Source organism: Stenotrophomonas sp. JC08, from assembly GCF_052180205.1.
Lineage (GTDB): Bacteria > Pseudomonadota > Gammaproteobacteria > Xanthomonadales > Xanthomonadaceae > Stenotrophomonas.
In genome coordinates this window covers 3,202,735-3,222,061 of record NZ_CP197473.1, presented here as the reverse complement: position 1 = coordinate 3,222,061, position 19,327 = coordinate 3,202,735, and the positions used below count along the sequence as shown (strand labels likewise).

Annotated in this window: 23 protein-coding genes; 9 read left to right on the top strand and 14 right to left on the bottom strand. The window is 65.4% G+C overall.

Annotated elements, in window-relative coordinates:
- Nucleotides 1-279: 279 nt before the first annotated feature.
- From ACSBPQ_RS14880 to ACSBPQ_RS14850, 7 genes are all read right to left on the bottom strand, one after another.
- A complete protein-coding gene (locus ACSBPQ_RS14880; RefSeq protein ID WP_442682852.1) occupies nucleotides 280-1,863 on the bottom strand; it encodes an FAD-binding oxidoreductase in 1,584 nt (527 codons plus the stop codon).
- Nucleotides 1,860-2,522 carry a hypothetical protein gene (locus tag ACSBPQ_RS14875; protein ID WP_442682851.1) on the bottom strand — a complete coding sequence of 221 codons (663 nt, stop codon included), beginning with the start codon at nucleotides 2,520-2,522 and terminating at the stop codon, nucleotides 1,860-1,862. The genes ACSBPQ_RS14880 and ACSBPQ_RS14875 overlap by 4 nt, the downstream gene beginning before the upstream one ends.
- A gap of 1 nt (nucleotide 2,523) precedes the next feature.
- Complete coding sequence (locus tag ACSBPQ_RS14870) at nucleotides 2,524-3,243, bottom strand: hypothetical protein (RefSeq protein ID WP_442682850.1); 720 nt, start codon at nucleotides 3,241-3,243, stop codon at nucleotides 2,524-2,526.
- Complete coding sequence (locus tag ACSBPQ_RS14865; protein ID WP_442682849.1) at nucleotides 3,240-3,731, bottom strand: VOC family protein; 492 nt, start codon at nucleotides 3,729-3,731, stop codon at nucleotides 3,240-3,242. The genes ACSBPQ_RS14870 and ACSBPQ_RS14865 overlap by 4 nt, the downstream gene beginning before the upstream one ends.
- Before the next feature lie 71 nt (nucleotides 3,732-3,802).
- The gene (locus ACSBPQ_RS14860) at nucleotides 3,803-4,243 is read right to left on the bottom strand and encodes a c-type cytochrome (RefSeq protein WP_442682848.1); all 441 of its coding nucleotides are present in this window, start codon (nucleotides 4,241-4,243) and stop codon (nucleotides 3,803-3,805) included.
- 20 nt (nucleotides 4,244-4,263) lie between these two features.
- Nucleotides 4,264-4,938, bottom strand: coding sequence for a hypothetical protein (locus tag ACSBPQ_RS14855; RefSeq protein WP_442682847.1), 675 nt, complete (start codon nucleotides 4,936-4,938; stop codon nucleotides 4,264-4,266).
- Nucleotides 4,939-5,108: 170 nt separating this feature from the next.
- On the bottom strand, nucleotides 5,109-5,330 hold the full coding sequence (locus tag ACSBPQ_RS14850; protein ID WP_442682846.1) for a hypothetical protein: 222 nt from the start codon (nucleotides 5,328-5,330) through the stop codon (nucleotides 5,109-5,111).
- A 196-nt stretch (nucleotides 5,331-5,526) separates the two neighbouring features.
- On the opposite strand from ACSBPQ_RS14850, the gene ACSBPQ_RS14845 reads away from it, so the two are divergent.
- The gene (locus tag ACSBPQ_RS14845) at nucleotides 5,527-5,709 is read left to right on the top strand and encodes a hypothetical protein (protein WP_442682845.1); all 183 of its coding nucleotides are present in this window, start codon (nucleotides 5,527-5,529) and stop codon (nucleotides 5,707-5,709) included.
- Between the two features lie 29 nt (nucleotides 5,710-5,738).
- On the opposite strand, the gene ACSBPQ_RS14840 is transcribed toward ACSBPQ_RS14845, so the two are convergent.
- Entirely contained in the window at nucleotides 5,739-6,173 is a 435-nt protein-coding gene (locus ACSBPQ_RS14840) for a c-type cytochrome (RefSeq protein WP_442682844.1), read from the bottom strand.
- 63 nt (nucleotides 6,174-6,236) lie between these two features.
- Here ACSBPQ_RS14840 and ACSBPQ_RS14835 point away from each other — a divergent pair, with 63 nt between their 5' ends.
- Complete coding sequence (locus tag ACSBPQ_RS14835; RefSeq protein WP_442682843.1) at nucleotides 6,237-6,587, top strand: hypothetical protein; 351 nt, start codon at nucleotides 6,237-6,239, stop codon at nucleotides 6,585-6,587.
- Between the two features lie 79 nt (nucleotides 6,588-6,666).
- On the opposite strand, the gene prpB is transcribed toward ACSBPQ_RS14835, so the two are convergent.
- The 6 genes from prpB to ACSBPQ_RS14805 are packed head-to-tail and all read right to left on the bottom strand — an operon-like array spanning nucleotide 6,667 to nucleotide 13,101.
- Nucleotides 6,667-7,551 (bottom strand): methylisocitrate lyase, encoded by an 885-nt coding sequence (gene prpB, locus ACSBPQ_RS14830; RefSeq protein WP_323032703.1) that lies wholly within the window; start codon nucleotides 7,549-7,551, stop codon nucleotides 6,667-6,669.
- Between the two features lie 28 nt (nucleotides 7,552-7,579).
- A complete protein-coding gene (locus tag ACSBPQ_RS14825) occupies nucleotides 7,580-9,259 on the bottom strand; it encodes an electron transfer flavoprotein-ubiquinone oxidoreductase (protein ID WP_442682842.1) in 1,680 nt (559 codons plus the stop codon).
- 60 nt (nucleotides 9,260-9,319) lie between these two features.
- On the bottom strand, nucleotides 9,320-10,240 hold the full coding sequence (locus tag ACSBPQ_RS14820) for a polysaccharide deacetylase family protein (protein WP_442682841.1): 921 nt from the start codon (nucleotides 10,238-10,240) through the stop codon (nucleotides 9,320-9,322).
- A complete protein-coding gene (locus ACSBPQ_RS14815; RefSeq protein WP_442682840.1) occupies nucleotides 10,237-11,172 on the bottom strand; it encodes a polysaccharide deacetylase family protein in 936 nt (311 codons plus the stop codon). Before ACSBPQ_RS14815 ends, ACSBPQ_RS14820 begins: the two co-directional genes overlap by 4 nt.
- The gene (locus ACSBPQ_RS14810; protein WP_442682839.1) at nucleotides 11,169-11,843 is read right to left on the bottom strand and encodes an isochorismatase family protein; all 675 of its coding nucleotides are present in this window, start codon (nucleotides 11,841-11,843) and stop codon (nucleotides 11,169-11,171) included. The genes ACSBPQ_RS14815 and ACSBPQ_RS14810 overlap by 4 nt, the downstream gene beginning before the upstream one ends.
- A gap of 31 nt (nucleotides 11,844-11,874) precedes the next feature.
- Nucleotides 11,875-13,101, bottom strand: coding sequence for an MFS transporter (locus ACSBPQ_RS14805; protein ID WP_442682838.1), 1,227 nt, complete (start codon nucleotides 13,099-13,101; stop codon nucleotides 11,875-11,877).
- 140 nt (nucleotides 13,102-13,241) lie between these two features.
- Between ACSBPQ_RS14805 and ACSBPQ_RS14800 the strand changes: the two genes are divergently transcribed.
- From ACSBPQ_RS14800 to ACSBPQ_RS14770, 7 genes are all read left to right on the top strand, one after another.
- Entirely contained in the window at nucleotides 13,242-13,550 is a 309-nt protein-coding gene (locus tag ACSBPQ_RS14800) for a hypothetical protein (protein WP_442682837.1), read from the top strand.
- 20 nt (nucleotides 13,551-13,570) lie between these two features.
- The gene (locus ACSBPQ_RS14795; RefSeq protein WP_442682836.1) at nucleotides 13,571-14,413 is read left to right on the top strand and encodes an SDR family NAD(P)-dependent oxidoreductase; all 843 of its coding nucleotides are present in this window, start codon (nucleotides 13,571-13,573) and stop codon (nucleotides 14,411-14,413) included.
- A gap of 30 nt (nucleotides 14,414-14,443) precedes the next feature.
- Nucleotides 14,444-15,310 carry a polysaccharide deacetylase family protein gene (locus tag ACSBPQ_RS14790; RefSeq protein WP_442682835.1) on the top strand — a complete coding sequence of 289 codons (867 nt, stop codon included), beginning with the start codon at nucleotides 14,444-14,446 and terminating at the stop codon, nucleotides 15,308-15,310.
- Entirely contained in the window at nucleotides 15,307-16,161 is an 855-nt protein-coding gene (locus ACSBPQ_RS14785; protein ID WP_442682834.1) for an HpcH/HpaI aldolase/citrate lyase family protein, read from the top strand. The genes ACSBPQ_RS14790 and ACSBPQ_RS14785 overlap by 4 nt, the downstream gene beginning before the upstream one ends.
- Before the next feature lie 90 nt (nucleotides 16,162-16,251).
- Entirely contained in the window at nucleotides 16,252-16,770 is a 519-nt protein-coding gene (locus ACSBPQ_RS14780; protein WP_442682833.1) for a MaoC family dehydratase, read from the top strand.
- A gap of 11 nt (nucleotides 16,771-16,781) precedes the next feature.
- On the top strand, nucleotides 16,782-17,951 hold the full coding sequence (locus ACSBPQ_RS14775; RefSeq protein WP_442682832.1) for an acyl-CoA dehydrogenase family protein: 1,170 nt from the start codon (nucleotides 16,782-16,784) through the stop codon (nucleotides 17,949-17,951).
- 182 nt (nucleotides 17,952-18,133) lie between these two features.
- Complete coding sequence (locus ACSBPQ_RS14770; protein ID WP_442682831.1) at nucleotides 18,134-19,312, top strand: CaiB/BaiF CoA transferase family protein; 1,179 nt, start codon at nucleotides 18,134-18,136, stop codon at nucleotides 19,310-19,312.
- The last annotated feature ends 15 nt before the right edge of the window (nucleotides 19,313-19,327 follow it).

Sequence of the window (19,327 nt, the reverse complement as noted above, 5' to 3'; positions counted from 1 at the left end):
CCGAAAAATGTTGGCACCAAGCAGTCATATCGCCGGGATGCTGACGATGCGCAGCTCCCGGTGTGGCCGTGCGCGGCCACGCGGATGATGCGGAACGTCAGGAATGACAGCACCAAGCCACCGAGGATTTCAGCTCGGACTCTTCCGGGCATTGAGCCATGGCCAGCGCTGACGGTGACAGTACGTAGAGCCCGGTGGCAAACAGGTGCCGAGTGATACAGCGTCAAGACGGCTCTTTCACAAGAGACGCCGGAAGCGGAACCTGCCGCAACTTCTGTGTCAAAACCCCAAAACGCCTGGGTTCATCTTTGCCTGCGGGTCCAACTGCTGCTTGATGCCGCGCAGCAGTGTGCTCGGCGCATCGTCCATCACTGAAAGAAAAGGATAGGTGCGGCCAATCTGGTTGGAGGCGCCGCCCAGTTGCACGAACAAGTTGCAGGTCTGTTGCCGCAGGTCCGCCACCAGCACACGCGCGGCGGGATTGTCCGGGCCGCAGGCCAGCTTCGCCGCTACTTCCGGCGCCACCTTGGCGGCATGCAGTGGTTGCCAGTTGTCCTGCCAATGAAAGACCGCTTCGAAGCTGAAGCTGTAGTTGCACAGTGCCGAACACAGGTAGGTCACCCGCACGCCGCAGGCCTCCATTGCGGCGCGTTGTGCTGCGATCAGCTGCTGGTGCGCGCGGATCAGCGCGCTGGCGCGTGAGTGCGCCACTTTCACGTTCAACGCCGCCCAGCGACTGCCGGTGGCACCCAGTACCGCATTGAGCCCGGGGAAAGGATCTGCACGCGCGATGCGGGGCACCGTGGCGGCAATGGCAATACCGCCGTGCTCACTGGCAAGTCGCTGTGCGCTGGCCAGGTCATGTGCCACCGCAGCCTGGCTGTTGCCCGCCGCCACAAGATGCAGGGTGAATGCATCGGCTGGCACCACCTGGCGTCCGGCCCGCGCCATCCCCAGCAGGGCTCGGCATTTGCCGCCGATGCCGGTAGCCGTGTGCAGCACCTGGCGCACCGCACGCAGTGCAGCGCCCAGGCTGCGATCGCGTTCGACATTGGCAGCCACGGCACCGGCATCCAGTACATAGGCTTCTTCGGCGATGCCTGTACGTGCAATTGCCGACAAGGCCAATGCGGCGCGCTCGAAATCGGCAAAGGCGAATGAGGCATAGCCATTGTGTGCCGGCAGGGGAATCAGGCGGAAGGCGGCGCGGGTCTTGATGCCAAAGGCGCCGCCGTCATGCATGAACAAGCCGGTAGTGTCCGGTCCGAAATTGCGGAAGACCGGCTCGGCCTCCACCTTCAAGGCCCATTGCCCGGTACGCAGCAGTCTGCCATCTGCGGTGACGAGCTCGACACCCAGCACGTTGTCGGCAGCCGAGCCGTAACGCGCGCTGCCAAAGAACAATGCCCCATGACTGAGCCCTCCACCGATGCTGGCACCGGCACCGGAGAAGGTCCCGAAGTAGGGCAGGCGCAGGCCCAGCGGCGTGAGTGCGTCATGCAGCTGTTTCCAGGTCACCCCGGCCTGGGCTACCACGTACATGTCCTCGGTGCTGATGTGCTCGATGCGGTTCAGCGCGGACAGGTCAACCAGCACGCTGCCGTTGTCTTCGCACAGGTAGCCGCCGGTATAGCTCAGGCCACCGCCGCGCGGCACCACCGACAGGCCGGCAACGGTGATCCGTGCGACCGCCTGTGCCAGCGCGGCGCTGTCGCCGGGACGGATGACCGCAACTGGCAGTGGTCCACTGCTGTAAAGATCACCGGCCATCAGCCGCAGGGTGGCTGCATCGCGCAGTACCGCGTCTTCGCCCAGTACTGCACGAAGATCGGCCAGCAGTGTGGCGTGATCGGTCATGCTCATGTCGGCTTGAAGACGCTGACGACAACGATCGCCGCAATGAACAGCCACAGCACACCCAGAACAGAGGTTGCCTTCACATAGGTCCGGCGGATGATGTCGTTGGTGACTTCGTTCGGTCCTTCCTGGGCCATCATCTTCCAGGTGCGGAAGTGGCTGATCAGTGCCAGGCGGATGCCGACACCGGAGGCCATCACGCCTGCGTACAGCGCCAGCTTCAGGCGCAGCCACAGCGGCATCTCCCAGCTGCCGCCAAGCAAGCCGGTCGCCAGCGCGAGCAGCAACGCCATGAAGACATAGCGCGAGCCACGATCAATCGCGCCCAGGGTGGCGCCGATGCGGCTGTGGCGCAGCCGGTGCACGGCTTCGACAAAGGCCAGCCACAGCACGCACAACACGCCGGCGACCATCGCTGTGGTTTCGGCACCGGGGATCAGGCCGTACAGCGCGGCCAGCGAGAAGCCCAACCCGGCCTGCAGCACCAGCGCATAGCGCACATGTTGGTCCACGTGCATGACGTGTTCCATCAACCGGCTGCGCTCGGCGAAGGGGATGTGGCTGCCGTAGGAGACATAGCGGTAGGTACTGTTGATAACCAGTTCCGAGCCCAGCCAGTAGCCCAGCACGGCGATATGTGCCACCAACAGCATCTGCAGCAGCATCTCAGTGCTCCACCACGTTGTAGCTGCTCAACTCGTAGGCGGTCTGCATGTAGCCGGTGACCGCAGCGCGCAGCAGGATGTAGTGCTCGTCGGCGGTGACCCACAGGTCGTAGTCGGGGTGTTCCTCGGGCATACCGACGTCGAGGATGCGGAAGTGGCGGGCCTTGAAGCGCCCCGCAATGACCTCGATGTCCTCCTCGCCCACGTACTCGATGGCCAACTGCACCGGGAAGATCATCGGCCCGGTGGCGCCACGGTGATCCGGCGAGGACAGCAGCATGGAAAAAGTCTGCTTGCCGGGCCCCTGGGCCAGGTCGTACAGCGACATCGCGTAAGCGTCGTTGATGATGGCGTGGTTGCCGAAGGCCAGCAGCGGTGCCTGCAGCGGGAAGCGCTGCGACACGCGGCCTTCCACCGTGGTGGTGGATTCGCACTGGGCTTCGTTGGCATTGAAGACGAACCAACCCGAACCACGGAACTGCCCACCTACGGCGATCCGCACGAAGCACTCCTGTGGCAGGTTGTCCGCGTCCAGGCGCAGGTTGACGTCGCGGACCACAGCCGGCGCGTCATCGATCTCGCAATGCGCGGCCAATACCCGCGAGCCGTCTCGGTGCACATCCAGCCGGAAGCTCTCGCGGCCACGCTCTGCATCCATACGGTGACTCTGCTTGCTGGTGTACTGGATGCTGCCGGTGATGGAACGGGTGATGCCGGTCATGCCGTGGTCTCCTCGGGAAGCGGGTCGATCTGCAGGATGCTCACCGGCACGTTGTCCGGATCGTAGACGATCATTTCGCGGTACAGGCCGACCGGTGAGCGCGCACTGGCGGTACGCTTCGGGTAGGCCAGCGGTGGGGTCAGGAAACGATGGCCGGCGGCTTGCAAGGCGCTGTGCAGGGCATCGAACCGTCGGGTGGACAGGACCAGCGCGCTCTGCCCGTAGGCAGGCTTGTCCAGCGGTGGCGCGAGCGTCTCCAGCACGGTCTGGCTGATCTCGAACAGGCCCAGGATGACCGGCGCATCCGCGCCGGCAGCCAACAGTGCGATGCGCATGCGGCAGGCCGGCAGCTGCAGCAGTCCGCCGGCCATTGCGCCTTCCAGGGTTTTTTCTTCCACCACCACAAGACCCAGGGCGTCGCGGTAGAACCGCAACGATGCCTCAAGGTCACGACAGAACAGGGTGAAACGCTCGAACTGAAGTTCCATGCCACTCCTCGTTGCCGCAGTAGGCAGCAACGGCAGCGGTATCCGCAGCCGCACTGCCATGGAGAGAAAGATCAGGGTGCCGACAGGTACTCGATCAGTGCCTGGCGTCTTGCCGGGTCGGGTACCGCGATCACCATGCGGGTGCCGGGGACGTGCTTGGCTGGCGCGGCCAGATAGGCGTCCAGCTGTGCGGCATCCCAGGTGATGTTGCTGGCCTTCAAGGCCGGAGAGTAGTTAAAGCCGGGATTGCTGCCAGCCTTGCGGCCGACAACGTCGTGAAGGTTGGGGCCCATGCGTTGTGGTCCACCGGCATCGCGACTGTGGCAGGCCACACACATGGTGAAGGCCTGCTCGCCGCTGACCTTTGGTCCTGGGGCTGCAGCCTGTGCCGTAGCGACAGGTGCTGCCGGGGTCGAGGCGGTAGCGGCACCGGCAACGGCGGGGAGCGGGTCGGACTGCTGGCTGCAGGCTGCGGCCAGCAGTGAAACCGCAATGATCGACAAAGAGCGCATGACAGGTCTCTGGTGGAGTATCAGAAGGGCTTGACCACGCCGAGGAAGGCCGTGGTCAGCAACATCAGATAGACAAGCCACACCCAGATGCGGGTGCGGTTCATGGTGCGCAGCAACGGCAGCTCGGTGGTGTCGCTGCTGCCTTGCCTTAGCAGCGCGCCCAGTTGCACACCCACCGGCTTGAAGGTGATGTCGATCATGATGGCGGCGGCAAAGATCACGCCGAACATCAGCGCCTTGCTGGCCAACCACAGTGGGGCCAGAGGGGCGCCCTGCAGCAGCGAGGCAAGCCCCAACCACAGGTAGAACAGGGCCAACAGCCAGCGCAGTACGGATTCGATGCGGCGGTTGCGGGCTGCCCGTGGAGTCTGGTCGTGCCGATGTGCGTCCCATACCAGCCACAGCCACAACGCGCCGACCAGCCACGCCAGCAGCAAAGACCAGCCCGGCAGCGTCCAGTAGCCGCCCATATGCACCACGCTCAGACTCACCGGCACCATCAGCGCCCAGGCACTGCGTGGCACCATGTCCACTTCAACCAGCAGCTTCAGCAGCGCGATACGCTGCTCCAGCGAGTAGGCCTGGCGACGGCGGAAGTGCTGCCCAAGCAGGAATACACCGACATCGGCGCCCAGCCACAGCACGAACAGCAGCAGGTGCCCGAACACCAGGATTGGATACTGCAGTGCAGCCACGTTCCGTCCCGTCCCTCGCCCGCATGGTGGCGCCTATGTTTGTCCGGACAAAGGAATATCAGAACGGACGCCATAAGAAAAGCTGCAAGGTTGCATCGTGTGGTCTCAACCTAATTCTTCATGGTTCTGGCAAGGAGGCGGATTCGGCAGGACCTATCCGTAGCGCATCTTCATTTCGGCGTCGCCTGTGCAGGTGAGCACCAGACGGATATCGGCTCCGCAGAAACTCTGTCATGAACCAGCAGGCGTATTTCGACCTGGCTTGAAACGTGGCCATCGTTACCAGTGGTGGTGGCAACGGTTGCGTGAGCATCGCTGATGCTGGCGGCAAGGCCGGCGGCGCTGTGCAACGAGATGAAGGCCGAGGATCTGATGCGGGTGGTGGAGCGCATGGTCGATGAGCTTGGTGGCACCACATTCTGGTCAAAGTACCGGCGACGGTGCCAGCGATGAGAGTCTGTGCGCCATCAGCTTTGCGCAGTTCTAGTAGCCGCGCCAGGTCAATGCATCCAGTGCATCGCGTTTGCCAAAGCTGTACGCGCTGCACATGTAGAAGGTGGTTTACGGCTCGATCATCACATGTCGTAGATGAGCACGATCAACAAGGACCCGTTGGCGACAGTTTTCGTGCCGGAGATCGAGGTACGGATGCTGCTGCATATGCTGGTCAAACGCGTGGCGAGGCCGAGCATATTGCCGATGCGATGCGATGCGATGCTTCGCGGCATGGATATACAGCTGGGTCAGTGGGCAGACCTTGCTCAAGGATAGCGGTGTGCAGGCACTGGATTGATGCAGGTTCAGTCAGGCAGGCTGGACAGGTATTCGATCACCGCCTGGCGGCGGGCCGGGTCGGCGGTGGCGTTGACCATCTTGCTGGAGGGCACCTGCCGGGTCGGTGATTTGATGAAGGCGTCCAGCGTCTGCGCATCCCAGACGATGCCGCTGTTTTTCATCGCCTCGGAGTAGTGGTAGCCCGGTGCGGTGCCGGCCTTGCGGCCGATCACCCCGTGCAGGTTGGGACCGACGCGGTGGCCGAGGCCGGGACGGGTGTCGTGGCAACCGGCACAGATGGCGAAGGCGCGTTCCAGCTCGCGCTGGTGCGGGCTGGCATCGGCGTTGTGGTTGAACGCGTCGCGCTGGCCACAGGCGGTGAGCAGGGCAAGGCTGGACAGCAGGATGAAGCGGTACGGCATGGTCGGGAACAGCGGGCGGAGGAAGAAGGAAGGACGCATCGCCGCGGAATCCTGGCCCGGTCGCAGGGTATGCTCGCCGGCCGGGATTCCAGGGAGAAGCGGATGCGGCATCGTCACGACGGCAGGTTGCGGCAGCGTTGCCCGTGGTGTGCGTTGCCATTGCGCCAGGGGGATCTTCTGCGTGTTCCAGCGCGTGCGCCGATGCGCTGGTACCAGCTTACCCCCGCCGCGGCACTGGCGTGTCCGCACTGTGATGGCCGGGTGGCCAGTACCGCTGCCAATTCGCGCTGGCTGCTGCTGCCGTTTGCGGCACTGGGGCTGATCATGCCGGCGTTGTTCGGGCTCTACCGCCTGCCGCTGCCGGCCCAGGCGCTGCTGTTCGCGGTCGCCGTGCTGGGCGTCTGGCGTGCGCAGGCCACGGCGCGGCTGCTGCGTGACGGACGGAAGGGCTGAGCCTGTTGCGTCACGCGCCCGGCCTGTCCGGCAGTACGGTCACGCCTGTCGCGCAGACGTGACCGAGTCACCTGCGCGGTTACTTCTTCGCCGCGAACGTCCTGTCCAGGCTCTGCTCGAAGGTGTGGTAACCGATGCGCTCGTACAGTTCCTCGCGGGTCTGCATGGTGTCCACCACGTTGCGCTGGTGGCCGTCGCGGCGGATCGCGGTGAACACGGCTTCGGCGGCCTTGTTCATCGCCCGGAACGCCGACAGCGGATAGATGCACATGTCCACGCCGACCGAGGCCAGCTCCTCGGTGGAGAACAGCGGGGTCTGGCCGAACTCGGTCAGGTTGGCCAGCAGCGGCACATCGACCGCATCGCGGAAGCGCTGGTAGGTGGCCAGGTCGTAGGAGGCCTCGGCGAAGATCGCATCGGCACCGGCTTCCACGCAGGCGATGGCGCGCTCGATCGCCGCATCCACGCCGTCCACGGCGATGGCATCGGTACGCGCGATCAGGAAGAAATCCGGATCGGTCTTGCCATCGGCAGCGGCCTTGACCCGGTCCACCATCTCGCCCTGCGACACGATTTCCTTGTTAGGGCGGTGGCCGCAGCGCTTGGCGCCGACCTGGTCCTCGATGTGACAGCCGGCCGCGCCCGCCTTGATCAGCGACCTGATGGTGCGGCTGATGTTGAACGCGCTCGGCCCGAAGCCGGTATCGATGTCCGAGATCAGCGGCAGATCGCAGACATCGGTGATGCGGCGGATATCGGTGAGCACGTCATCCATGGTCAGCAGGCCCAGATCCGGCAGCCCCAGCGAGCCGGCGGAGACGCCGCCACCGGACAGGTAGATGGCGCGGAAGCCGGCACGCTTGGCCAGCAGTGCGTGGTTGGCGTTGATCGCGCCCGGGATCTGCAGCGGACGTTCTTCCTTCAGCGCCGCGCGGAAGCGGGCGCCTGGACTGGCAATGCTCATCGAAACTCCTACAGGTTGAAGGCGATGCTCACATCGCCGGGTAATTGGGTCCGCCACCACCTTGCGGCGTCACCCACACGATGTTCTGGGTCGGGTCCTTGATGTCGCAGGTCTTGCAGTGCACGCAGTTCTGCGCGTTGATCTGCAGGCGCGTGTCGGCGCCTTCGCCGACAAACTCGTACACCCCGGCCGGGCAGTAGCGTGCTTCCGGCCCAGCGTATTCGGCCAGGTTCACGCTCACCGGGATCGATGCATCCTTCAGCGTCAGATGGCTGGGCTGGTCTTCCTCGTGATTGGTCGAGGACAGGAACACCGAGCTCAGCCGGTCGAAGGTCAGCACGTTGTCCGGCTTCGGGTAGTCGATCTTCGCGTGCTGGGCGGCCGGCTCCAGACATTCGTGGTCGGCCTTGGTGCGGTGGATCGTCCACGGCGCATTGCGGATGCCCAGCTTGGGCAGCAGCCACTGTTCGATGCCGGTCATCAGCGTGGCCAGGGTGCGGCCCTTCTTGAACCACTGCTTGAAGTTCTTCGACTGCAGCAGCTCGGTCTTCAGCCAGCTGGCCTCGAAGGCTTCCGGATAGGCCGTCAGCTCATCGCGCGAACGGCCGGCGACCAGCGCATCGAACGCCGCTTCGGCGGCGAGCATGCCGGTCTTGATCGCGGCGTGGCTGCCCTTGATGCGGCTGGCATTGAGGTAGCCGGCTTCGCAGCCGACCAGCGCGCCGCCCGGGAACACGGTCTTGGGCAGCGACAGGATGCCGCCGGCGGTCAGCGCCCGCGCGCCGTAGGCGATGCGCTTGCCGCCTTCCAGATGCTTGCGGATCGCCGGATGGGTCTTGAAGCGCTGGAACTCCTCGAACGGGCTCAGCCACGGGTTCTTGTAGTCCAGCCCGACCACGTAGCCGATCGACACCTTGCCGCCGTCGGCGTGATACAGGAACGCACCGCCGTAGGTGTCGCTGTCCAGCGGCCAGCCGGCGGCATGCACTACCAGGCCCGGCTCATGCTTGGCCGGATCGATCTGCCACAGTTCCTTGATGCCGATGCCGTAGGACTGCGGGTCCTTGCCTTCATCCAGCTTGAAGCGGCTGATCAGCTGGCGGCCCAGATGCCCGCGCGAGCCTTCGGCGAACACGGTGTACTTGGCGTGCAGTTCCATGCCGCGTTCGTAGTTGGGACCGTGCGAGCCGTCCTTGCGGATGCCCATGTCGCCGGTGGCCACGCCCATCACCGCGCCGGTGTCGTCGTACAGCACTTCGGCGGCGGCAAAGCCCGGGAAGATCGCCACCTCCAGCGCCTCGGCCTGCTGCGCCAGCCAGCGCGTCACCTCGCCCAGCGAGACGATGTAGTTGCCGTCGTTGTGGAAGCACTCCGGCAACAGCGCGTGCGGGGTGGCCTTGGCGCCGGTCTCGTCCAGGAACAGGAATTCGTCGCGGGTGACGGCCTGCTTCAGCGGCGCGCCGCGCTGCGCCCAGTCCGGGAACAGCTCGGTGAGCGCACGCGGATCCATGATCGCGCCGGAGAGGATGTGCGCGCCCGGCTCGGAGCCTTTCTCCAGCACGCACACACTCAGCTCCTGGCCCTTCTCCACGGCCAGCTGGCGCAGGCGGATGGCGGTGGCCAGGCCGGCGGGGCCGGCACCGACGATGACGACGTCGAACTCCATCGCTTCGCGCGGCGGCAGGGCGGTATTGGCTTCAGTGTTCATGCAAGGGCTCTTGGGTGAAGGTCGGCGCGGGCGCGACGACGGTTGCCTGGAACCGCCACCTCAACACGAGGCGGCGATGATCTGCGAAGGCGCCGCGTTCCAGATCAGCCCGGCGCGGCCGGCCAGGTGGGCGAACACGCGTTCCAGATGCCTGATGCGGTGCGGCTGGCCCATCACCCACGGATGGATGTTGAGCGCGAGCAGGCGACCGTGTCCGCTGCGCTGCGCTTCCTCCAGCAGGAATTCGCAGGCATCGACCATCTGGTCCGCATACTCGGCCTCGGCGTGCAGATTTTCGCCGACGATGAAGCGATCTTCCAATTCCAGCGACAGCGGCAGCGCGGTCAGCGGGCCGTGCGCGGTCTGGAACGGGTAGGGGAGCTCGTCGTTGACCCAGTCGGCAAACCACGCAAGACCCTTCTGCCGCAGCAGTTCCGGGGTGTTTTCCGACTGCGAGCGGGCCGGTGACAGCCAGCCCTGGATCGGACCTTCCGCATACGGCGCCAGTGCATCGAGGGTACGCTGGATGTAGTCGCTTTCGCGCTCCGGCGACAGCCCGCCGTGGTGCACGCTGTCCATGTTCCAGCCGTGCGCCACCAGCTCGGCGCTGCGCGCCTTCAGCCGCCGCAGCAGTGCCGGGTAGCGCTGCGCCAGCTCGCCATTGACCGCGGCGCTGGCACGCAGGCCGTACTTTTCCAGCGCATCCAGCACGCGGAATACGCCCACGCGGTTGCCATAGTCGCGCAGGGTGTAATGGCGCAGGTCCGGGTAGGGCATCACCATCGAACCGTGCGGCTTGAAACCCTCACCGGTCGGGTTGAGCGGGAAGTGCTCCAGCGTCAGGTTGATCCACACCGCCAGCGGCTTGCCGTCGGGCCAGCGCACGGCCGGGCGCTGCGCCAGCATCGACCACGCATAGCGGTCATGGTCCATGCCGTGGCGCAGGTGCGGGTATTCCAGGAAGCTGCGGTCCAGGCTCATGCGGCGTCCTCCGCGTTGACCGCCGCCATCGAAGCCAGCGCGTCGTCGTAATGGTTGTCCAGATAGTGCCGGGCGATCTCGCGGCCGGTGGCCTTCCACACCTTGTTGTGGCTGCAGATGTAGTCCATCGCGTCGTGGAAAGCCGCCAGCCGGTGCGGGTGGCTGACCTGGTAGGCGTGCAGCGGCACGCACATCACCGTGCCGGAGTGCTCGCCCTCGGCGTACAGGCGGTCGAAGGCGTCCTTGATCATCTGCCCGTAGCGGCGCGGCTCGATCTTGTTGGTGACGTAGACGATGGTGTCGTTGAGTTCCAGCGAGTACGGCACCGACACGAAACGCTTGCCGGAGCGGGTCTTCACCGGCGTTGGCTGGTCGTCGTGGAACAGGTCGCAGGTGTACAGGCCGCCGGCCTCGGCGAACAGGTCGATGGTGGCCTCCGAATGCGACAGCGCCGGCGCCAGGTAGCCGTCGCAGTGCTGGCCGGTGTGCTGCGCGATCAGCGCCATCGAGTGCTCGATCATCTCCCGCTCCTGCGCCTCGTCCAGACCGTAGGTGTAGCGGGTGTTGTAGATGCCGTGGCTGAAGAATTCCCAGTCGCGCTCGGCCGCCATCTGGATCACTTCCGGATGGTGCTCGAGCATCGCCGTGGACAGCGACACCGAGCCGCGCAGGCCGTACTGGTCCAGCACCCGCATCATGCGCTGGTGGCCGACGCGGTTGCCGTAGTCACGGGTGCCGTAGCCGAGGACGTCGGGCAGCGGCCGCGGCCACGGCTTGCGCGCCGGGTTGGCCGGCGGCGCGTACTCGTAGAACTCGATATTGGGCGCGATCCACAGCGCCACGCGGGCACCGCCGGGCCACTGGATCTTCGGCCGGCTGTCGTAGGGCCAGTAGTCGAACAGGCCCGGATCGGACTTGCTTGCGGTACTCATGCGCGCAGCGCCTGCAACTGCGCGGCCACGTAATCGACGGATTCCACGTCACCGTACTTGAGCATGATGTCGGCAAGGTTGGCGAAGTGCGGGATCTCGTGCTTGTCGGCCACACACTCTTCCGGAACGATGCTGCGGTAGCCGCGCGAGAGGCTGTCGATGGCGCAGGCGCGCACGCAGCCGGAGGTGGAGCCGCCGGTGATGATCAGCGTGTCGATCCTGTGGAAGGTCAGCAGCGACCACAGGTTGGTTTCGAAGAACGGGCTGGCCATGCGCTTGTGCATGACGATGTCGCCGGGCTGCACATCGGCGCGCGGGTCGAGCTGGGCCCGCGCGGAGCCGTGCTTGATGTTCTGCAGCGAGTCCGGGGTGTTGGTGCGGGTGCCCCAGGTACCGGCGTCCTCGCCCGATTCCAGATAGGCCACATAGGTCCACACCACCGGCAGGCCGAGCGCACGCACCTGCGCCGACAGCGCATTGATGTGTTCGATCTGGCGCGGGTCGGTCTCATAGGCGGTCTTGAACGCGGCCAGGTCGGTATAGGCGCGCTGCACGTCGATGTTGACGATGGCCGGGCGCGTGCCGAAACCGAATTTGGCGCGGTTCGGGTTGGCCTTGACCTGTTCCCAGTACTGGCGGGCGGTGAGATTGGAGGTTTCCATCACAGGCATGAGGGTTGTTCCGTCTGGCAGAAGGTGGAAGTCAGGCCGCGACGCGGCGTTCGTCGCGCACAAAGCAGGCCGCGACCAGGGCGACCAGCAGCAGTGCGCAGATCAGCTGGAAGGCCGGGGCGTAGCTGCCGGTCAGGTCCGAGATCTTGGCGGCCAGCCACACGCCCAGGCCGGCGGTGGTGGCATCGAGCAGGGTGATGGTGCCGAGGATCTTGCCGGCTGAGGTCAGGCCGAAAGCATTGACCGCCAGCAGCTGGACCATGGTGTACAGGCCGCCCCAACCCAGTCCGAACAGGATCAGCGCGAACCAGATCAGTTCCGCGTTCATGGTGGTCATGCAGAAGCCGCCGGCCGCCATCAGCGCGATGTTGAACAGGAACACGTACTTGGCCTGGAACAGGTCTGCGAGCAGGCCGAACACGAACTTGCCGACCATCGCCAGGCCGAACATCAGCCCCAGCCCATTGCCGGCCTGGGCGGGCTCGAAGCCGAGATCGCGCATGTGCAGGAACAGGTTGGCCGAGGCCGCCATGATCGAGAAGAAGGTGGTCATCGCCACCACCGCCAGCGCCCAGAAGGTGCGCGTGCGCAGGGCCTGGGCGTAGCTCAGGTCGCCGTGGCTGGCTGCCGCGGCGTTGCCGCCGGCCGCCTGTGCAGCCAGCTTGTCGGCACCCCATGGCTGGATGCCGCCGGCACGCGGGCTGCGCATGAACAGGAAGGCCAGCACCAGGAACAGCACCGGAATCGCGGTTTCCCACAGGAACGCCGCACGCCAGTCCATGCTCTGCATCAGCTGCACGCCCAGCTTGGGGAACAACATGCCGCTCAGGCTGGTGCCCACCAGGGCGATGCCGATGGCGGTGCCGCGCTGGGTGACGAACCACTGCGAGACGAAGATCACCGCCACATTCAGGCCGGCGGCGACCAGCACCGCGGCAAAGCCGACATGGATCAGGTACAGGTGCGCCAGCGAATGCACGTGCGCATAGGCGTAGTACAGCGCGGCCAGCAGCGCGACACCGGCCAGGATCAGCTTGCGCGGGCCGACCTTGTCGATCACCACGCCCAGGAACGGCGCCAGCCAGCCGGCCAGCACCAGGGTGATGAGGTCGCGCAGCTTGAGCTCGCTGCGGGTCCAACCGAATTCCTTGAGCAGCGATTCGTCGAAGGCGGTCAGGCCGGTCACGATCAGGCCGTTGGAGACCAGCAACACCAGCATCCCCATCACCGCCATCAACCACGGGTAATAACGCTTCATCCAGAGACCTCGCTTGTTTGGGTTATGGCAGGTAGATACGCCGGTGGGGGATTTCGCCGCCGGCGTTGACCGGGGACGGATGGCATGCCTACACTTTGTCCGGACAAAGTGTGCCACAGTCTTTTACCCGGGAGGAAGCCATGCAAACCGTCGTCGTCCTGTTCAACCTCAAAGCCGGTGTCAGCCGTGAGGAATACGAGGCCTGGGCGCGCGCCAGCGACCTGCCGGTAGTCAACGCGCTGCCGTCGGTGGACCGGTTCGAGGTGCTCAAGGCCAGTGGCCTGCTGATGGGCGAGGGCAATCCGCCGTACGAGTACGTCGAGCTCATCCGTGTTCCTGACATGGCCGCGTTCGGCAAGGACCTGTCCGACCCGACGGTGCAGGCCGGGGCGGCGCAGTTCCAGCAGTACGCCGACAATCCGCTGTTCATCCTCACCAGCGCGCTGTAAACGCACAAGGAACTTTGGTCATGGCTCGATTTCCCGAACTGCAGGGCAAGGTCGCCCTCATCACCGGCGCCGGTCGCCGTGCCGGGCTGGGCGAGGGCATTGCCCGCCGCCTGCTTGAGGAAGGCTGCAAGGTGGTGCTGACCGATATCGGCACCGTGCGTGGCGCCGAGATGCCGGTCACCGCCGTGGGCACCGATGAGGAAATGGCGCAGGTTGCCGCCGAGCTGGCCGCCAGCACCGGCGGGCAGTGCGTGGCGATGGCGCTGGACGTGCTGGAGGAGTCGCAGGTCGAAGCCGTGGTCAAGGCCACCGTCGAGCGTTTCGGCCGGCTCGACATCCTGGTCAACAACGCCGGCATCGGCTACCTGATGAAGTCGCTGGTCGATATCGACGCCAACGAATGGGACGCCGTGCTCGGCGTGAACCTGCGCGGCGCGTTCCTGACCATCAAGCACGCCGGCCGGCAGATGATCGCCCAGGGCGGCGGCCGCATCGTCAACATCGCCTCGCAGGCGGCCAAGTCGGCGTTCCCGCACGCCGCCGCGTACTGCTCGTCCAAGCACGGGCTGGTCGGCCTGACCCGGGTGGCGGCGATGGAGCTGGGCGCGCATGGCATCAACGTCAACGCGGTCTGCCCGAACCATGTGACCACCGGTCTGGGCGCGTGGCAGAACGAATACTTCGCCGCAAAGCAGGGCAAGAGCGTGGAGCAGTACCTGGCCGAGATGCGCGGCCGCATCCCGCTGGGTCGCCCGGGCCTGCCCTCCGATACCGCCGCGGCCACCGCTTTCCTGTGTTCGGACGATGCGGTCTACATCACCGGTGAGGCGATCAACGTCTCCGGTGGCGAAGAAAACCACTGACACCGGCTCCCTTTTCATCGAGATCATGCAATGAGCAAGCCTGCCTACACCTGGCCCAACAACGCCCGCCTGGCCCTGTCGGTGGTGGTCAATGTCGAGGAGCTGTCCGAATACAACGTCGGCCAGGGTGACAAGATCACCGAGCCGGTGGACGAGCTGCATGTGACGCTGTCCAAGCCGGTGCGCAACTACGGCAACGAGTCCAACTACCGCTATGGCGTCAACGAAGGCCATGCGCGCGTGGCCGCGTTGCTGGACAAGTACAACGTCACCTCCACCTATACCGCCGCGGCGGTGTCGCTGGAGCGGGCGCCGGAAATCGCCGCCTACCTGCGTGGCAGCCGCCATGAAACCTGTTCGCACGGGCACCGCTGGATCCACCAGTTCCGCTTCAACGAGGAACAGGAACGGCAGTTCATCCGCGATGCCGCCGACAGCATCGAGAAGACCACCGGCGTGCGTCCGGTGGGCTGGCTGTCGCGCTACCTGCATACCGCGTCCACCCGTCGCCTGCTGCAGGAGGAAGGCTTCCTGTACCACATGGACGACTACTCGGCCGATGCGCCGTTCTGGGGCGAGGTCGAGGGCAGCGAACAGCCGATGATCGTGGTGCCGTACCAGCTCGATACCAACGACATGAAGATGTGGGTGGCACCGTCCTACCTGCCAAAAGACTGGTTGGACTACGCCATCGACAGCTTCGACACGCTGTACGCCGAGGGCGGGCACAGCCCCAAGGTGATGTCGCTGGGCCTGCACCTGCGCATCATCGGCCGCCCCGGCCGCATCCGCGCGTTCGAGAAATTCCTGCAGTACGTGGCGCAGAAGCCGGGCACCTGGTATGCGACGCGCCGGCAGATCGCCGAGCACTTCGCCGCGCAGGTGGCCGCCCCATGAGCATGCCGTCGAGCAATCCGCGCCGCTGCCTGCTGTTTGTGCCGGGTTCGCGCCCTGAGCGGTATGCCAAGGCCGTGGCCACCGGTGCCGACCAGGTCTGCATCGATCTGGAAGACGCCGTCGCCCCGGCGGACAAGGAAAGCGCGCGCGCCTCGCTGTTCGCCTTTCTTGCCGAGCTGCCGCAAACCCGCAGCGAGATCGGCCTGCGCATCAACCCGCTGTCCACCGAACTGGGCCAGGCTGACCTGAAGGCATTGGCCGCCTCCGGCCTGAAGCCCGCGTTCGTGATGCTGCCCAAGGTAGAAACCGTGGCCGAGCTGCAGCAGGCCGACGCCGCGCTGTCGGCGATCGACACCGTGTTCATCGCCCAGATCGAAACGCCCAAGGGGCTGCTGGATGCACGCGCGCTTGCCACTGCCATCACGCGCCTGCAGGCACTGATGTTCGGGGGGTTCGACTACATCGTCGCGCTGCGCGGCCGTGCCGGCTGGGAGAGTTTCTTCCATCCGCGTGTGCAGCTGGCAACGATTGCCGCCGAGGCCGGCGTCGGCTGCATGGATGTGCCGTACCTGGACATCAAGGACGAAGCCGGACTGGTGGCTGAAACCAACCGTGTGATCGACCTCGGCTTCACCGCCAAGGCGGCGATCCATCCGGCCCAGGTCGATCCCATCCAGAACGCCTATCTGCCCACCGCCGCCGAGTACGACCGCGCGCAGCGCGTCGTGGCCGCACTGGCGGCCAGCGGCGGCGAGGCCATCCAGCTCGACGGCAAGCTGGTGGACCGTCCCATCGAAATCGCAGCCGAGCGTGCCATCGCGCTCGGTGCACTCGGCGTCCGCGCCGGCTGAGTACCACGCTTCCGCAAAGCTGATTTCCCACCCTCTTTGACCAAGCTGCGCCCGGCGCCAGCCCCATCCACACGAAAAGGACACCCAACCATGGTCCAGAACGTCAAGCAGATCTCCGAGAACCGCTTCCGCGAAACCTTCGGCCGCTACTACGAAGAGTTCAACGTCGGCGACATCTACGAGCACCGCCCCGGCCGCTCCATCACCGAAACCGACAACACCTGGTTCACCCTGCTGACGATGAACACCCATCCGATGCACTTCGACAAGGAGTACGCCAAGGCCTCGGAGTTCGGCAAGGTGATCGTCTGCTCGCCGTTCACCGTGGCGTTGATGGTCGGCATGAGCGTCACCGACGTCAGCCAGAAGGCCGTGGCCAACCTCGGCTGGAGCGACATCAAGATGACCCACCCGCTGTATGTCGGCGACACCCTGGTGGCCGAATCCAAGGTGCTGGACAAGCGTGAATCCAAATCGCGCCCGGGCGCCGGCATCGTCACCGTGCAGACCGACGGTTTCAACCAGGACGGCAAGCTGGTCTGCAGCTTCAGCCGCACCATGCTGATCGCCAAGCGCGGCCACTCGGTGGAAGACAAGGTCAACTACTGAGGAAGCCGATGATGAGCACCGAACTGGAACAGATGTGGGGCCCGGACGAGGAGCAGGCGCTGCTCGACTCGATCGACAACTGGGTGGAGAAATCCGTCGCGCCGATCGCGCAGGAGTATGACCTCGAGGACAAGTACCCGCATCACCTCGTCGAGGAGATGAAGGACCTGGGCCTGTTCGGTGCCACCATCTCGCCCGAATACGGCGGCCTCGGCCTGCCGGCGCGCATCTACGCCAAGATCGTCACCAAGGTCTCGGCGGTATGGATGGCACCGACCGGCATCTTCAACTCGCACCTGATCATGGCCGCGGCCATCGAGCGCTGCGGCACCGAGGAGCAGAAGGCCAGGTACCTGCCGCGCATGGCGACCGGCGAGCTGCGCGGTTCGCTGGGCCTGACCGAGCCCAACGCCGGCACCGACCTGCAGGCGATCCGCACCGTGGCCAGGCGCGAGGGTGACCACTACGTCATCAACGGCGCCAAGACCTGGATCACCAACTCGCTGCACGGCGACATGGTGCTGCTGCTGGTCAAGACCGACCCGGAGGCGCAGCCGCGCCACAAGGGCATGAGCATGTTCATCGCCGAGAAGGGCGAAGGCTTCATCGTCGCCAAGAAGCTGAAGAAGTCCGGTTACCGCTCCATCGATACCTGCGAACTGGTATTCCAGGATTACAAGGTGCCGGCCGACTGCCTGCTCGGTGGAGAGGAAGGCAAGGGCTTCCAGCACGCGGTCGGTGGCCTGGAGCTGGGCCGCATCAACGTCGCCGCGCGCGGCTGTGGCATTGCCGAAGGCGCGCTGCGCCTGTCGGTACGCTACGCGCAGGAGCGCATGACCTTCGGCAAGCCGATCGCCGAGCACCAGGCCATCCAGCTCAAGCTGGGCGAGATGGCGGCCAAGGTCGAGGCCTCCAAGCTGCTGATCGAAAGCGCCGCCAACGCCTATGACAAGGGCGAGCGCTGCGACATGGAAGCGGGCATGGCCAAGTACTTCGCCACCGAAACCGGCGCGTACTGCGCGCAGGAAGGCATGCGCATCTTCGGCGGCTACAGCTATTCGGTGGAATACGACATCGAGCGTTTCTACCGCGACGCCATGCTGATGTGCATCGGTGAAGGCACCAACGAGATGCAGCGCATCATCATCGCCAAGCAGCTGGTGGCGCGTAACAAGATCTAAGGCCTTGAAGCCCCTCTCCCGCCGGGAGAGGAGTGAGGGCAGGGCGAAGCACCGGCGGTACCCGCGAGTCCACTCTCATCCCGCCCATCGGGGCACCTTCTCCCCTCGGGAGAAGGAAGGCGGCATCCCTTCACCGCGGTCCTCAACCAGCCGCGGTGTTTTTTACAGAACAGAGGCCACACATGAAAGACCTTCCCCTGCAGGGACTGCGCATCCTTGCCGTCGAACAGTACGGTGCTGGCCCCTATGGCTCGATGCACCTGGCCGACCTCGGCGCCGAAGTCATCAAGATCGAATCCCCGCCGGGCGGCGATGTTTCGCGCGCTACCGGTCCGTATTTCCTGGGCGAAGGCGACAGCCTGTTCTTCCAGACCTTCAACCTCAACAAGCGCTCGCTGCGGCTGGACCTGAAGGCCGCCGAAGGCCGCGAAGTCTTCGAGAAGCTCGTCGCCAGCGCCGATGCGGTGCTCAACAACCTGCGCGGCGACCAGCCGGGCAAGCTCGGCCTGGACTACGCCACGCTGTCAAAACTCAATCCGAAGATCGTCTGCGCGCATCTGTCCGCCTATGGCCGCGACAACGCGCGCGCCGCGTGGCCGGGCTACGACTACCTGATGCAGGCCGAGGCCGGTTTCATGGCGCTGACCGGGGAACCGGACGCCCCGCCGGCGCGCTTCGGCCTGTCGATGGTCGACTTCATGACCGGCACCACGATGTCGATGGGCCTGCTGGCCGCGATCATCGGCGCCATGCGTACCGGCATCGGCCGCGATGTCGATGTCAGCCTGTTCGACGTGGCCCTGCACCAGCTCAGCTACCCGGCCACCTGGTATCTCAACGAAGGCCACCGCACCGAGCGCCTGTCGCGCAGTGCGCATCCGTCCACCGTGCCGTGCCAGGTCTACAGGACCGCTGATGGCTGGGTGATGGTGATGTGCATGCTGGAGAAGTTCTGGCAGACTTTCGTCGAAGGCATCGGCAATCCGGCCTGGGCCGTCGAGCCGCGGTTTGCCAACTTCGCCGAACGCCGCAAGGTGCGGGAGGAACTCACCGTACTGGTCGACGACATCCTCAGCACACAGCCCACGGCTTACTGGACGCAGCTGTTCGCCGGCCGCATTCCGATCGCGCCGGTGCTGGACATCGCCCAGGCGCTGGACAACCCCTATGTGCGCGAAGTGGACATGCTGCAGGATGTCAGCCATCCGCAAGGCAGCCAGCGCCTGCTGCGCAACCCGATCAAGCTCGACGGCCAGCGCCTGTCCGGTGACGTCTGCCCGCCGCTCAATGCCGATGCCGGTGCGCTGCTGCGCGAGCTCGGCTACAGCGATGCAGACTGCGCACGGCTGCTGGGCGCATAACGGCGGAGGAGTACG

Excerpts from the sequence above, each read along its gene's own strand:
- ACSBPQ_RS14865 (WP_442682849.1), bottom strand. The coding sequence starts at position 3,731 with ATGGAACTTCAGTTCGAGCGTTTCACCCTGTTCTGTCGTGACCTTGAG.
- ACSBPQ_RS14845 (WP_442682845.1), top strand. The coding sequence starts at position 5,527 with ATGAGCACGATCAACAAGGACCCGTTGGCGACAGTTTTCGTGCCGGAG.
- ACSBPQ_RS14850 (WP_442682846.1), bottom strand. The coding sequence starts at position 5,330 with ATGCGCTCCACCACCCGCATCAGATCCTCGGCCTTCATCTCGTTGCAC.
- ACSBPQ_RS14860 (WP_442682848.1), bottom strand. The coding sequence starts at position 4,243 with ATGCGCTCTTTGTCGATCATTGCGGTTTCACTGCTGGCCGCAGCCTGC.
- ACSBPQ_RS14820 (WP_442682841.1), bottom strand. The coding sequence starts at position 10,240 with ATGAGCCTGGACCGCAGCTTCCTGGAATACCCGCACCTGCGCCACGGC.
- ACSBPQ_RS14880 (WP_442682852.1), bottom strand. The coding sequence starts at position 1,863 with ATGAGCATGACCGATCACGCCACACTGCTGGCCGATCTTCGTGCAGTA.
- ACSBPQ_RS14770 (WP_442682831.1), top strand. The coding sequence starts at position 18,134 with ATGAAAGACCTTCCCCTGCAGGGACTGCGCATCCTTGCCGTCGAACAG.
- ACSBPQ_RS14875 (WP_442682851.1), bottom strand. The coding sequence starts at position 2,522 with ATGCTGCTGCAGATGCTGTTGGTGGCACATATCGCCGTGCTGGGCTAC.
- ACSBPQ_RS14795 (WP_442682836.1), top strand. The coding sequence starts at position 13,571 with ATGGCTCGATTTCCCGAACTGCAGGGCAAGGTCGCCCTCATCACCGGC.
- ACSBPQ_RS14785 (WP_442682834.1), top strand. The coding sequence starts at position 15,307 with ATGAGCATGCCGTCGAGCAATCCGCGCCGCTGCCTGCTGTTTGTGCCG.
- ACSBPQ_RS14805 (WP_442682838.1), bottom strand. The coding sequence starts at position 13,101 with ATGAAGCGTTATTACCCGTGGTTGATGGCGGTGATGGGGATGCTGGTG.
- ACSBPQ_RS14775 (WP_442682832.1), top strand. The coding sequence starts at position 16,782 with ATGAGCACCGAACTGGAACAGATGTGGGGCCCGGACGAGGAGCAGGCG.
- prpB (WP_323032703.1), bottom strand. The coding sequence starts at position 7,551 with ATGAGCATTGCCAGTCCAGGCGCCCGCTTCCGCGCGGCGCTGAAGGAA.
- ACSBPQ_RS14825 (WP_442682842.1), bottom strand. The coding sequence starts at position 9,259 with ATGAACACTGAAGCCAATACCGCCCTGCCGCCGCGCGAAGCGATGGAG.
- ACSBPQ_RS14780 (WP_442682833.1), top strand. The coding sequence starts at position 16,252 with ATGGTCCAGAACGTCAAGCAGATCTCCGAGAACCGCTTCCGCGAAACC.
- ACSBPQ_RS14870 (WP_442682850.1), bottom strand. The coding sequence starts at position 3,243 with ATGACCGGCATCACCCGTTCCATCACCGGCAGCATCCAGTACACCAGC.
- ACSBPQ_RS14835 (WP_442682843.1), top strand. The coding sequence starts at position 6,237 with ATGCGGCATCGTCACGACGGCAGGTTGCGGCAGCGTTGCCCGTGGTGT.
- ACSBPQ_RS14800 (WP_442682837.1), top strand. The coding sequence starts at position 13,242 with ATGCAAACCGTCGTCGTCCTGTTCAACCTCAAAGCCGGTGTCAGCCGT.
- ACSBPQ_RS14815 (WP_442682840.1), bottom strand. The coding sequence starts at position 11,172 with ATGAGTACCGCAAGCAAGTCCGATCCGGGCCTGTTCGACTACTGGCCC.
- ACSBPQ_RS14790 (WP_442682835.1), top strand. The coding sequence starts at position 14,444 with ATGAGCAAGCCTGCCTACACCTGGCCCAACAACGCCCGCCTGGCCCTG.
- ACSBPQ_RS14810 (WP_442682839.1), bottom strand. The coding sequence starts at position 11,843 with ATGCCTGTGATGGAAACCTCCAATCTCACCGCCCGCCAGTACTGGGAA.
- ACSBPQ_RS14840 (WP_442682844.1), bottom strand. The coding sequence starts at position 6,173 with ATGCGTCCTTCCTTCTTCCTCCGCCCGCTGTTCCCGACCATGCCGTAC.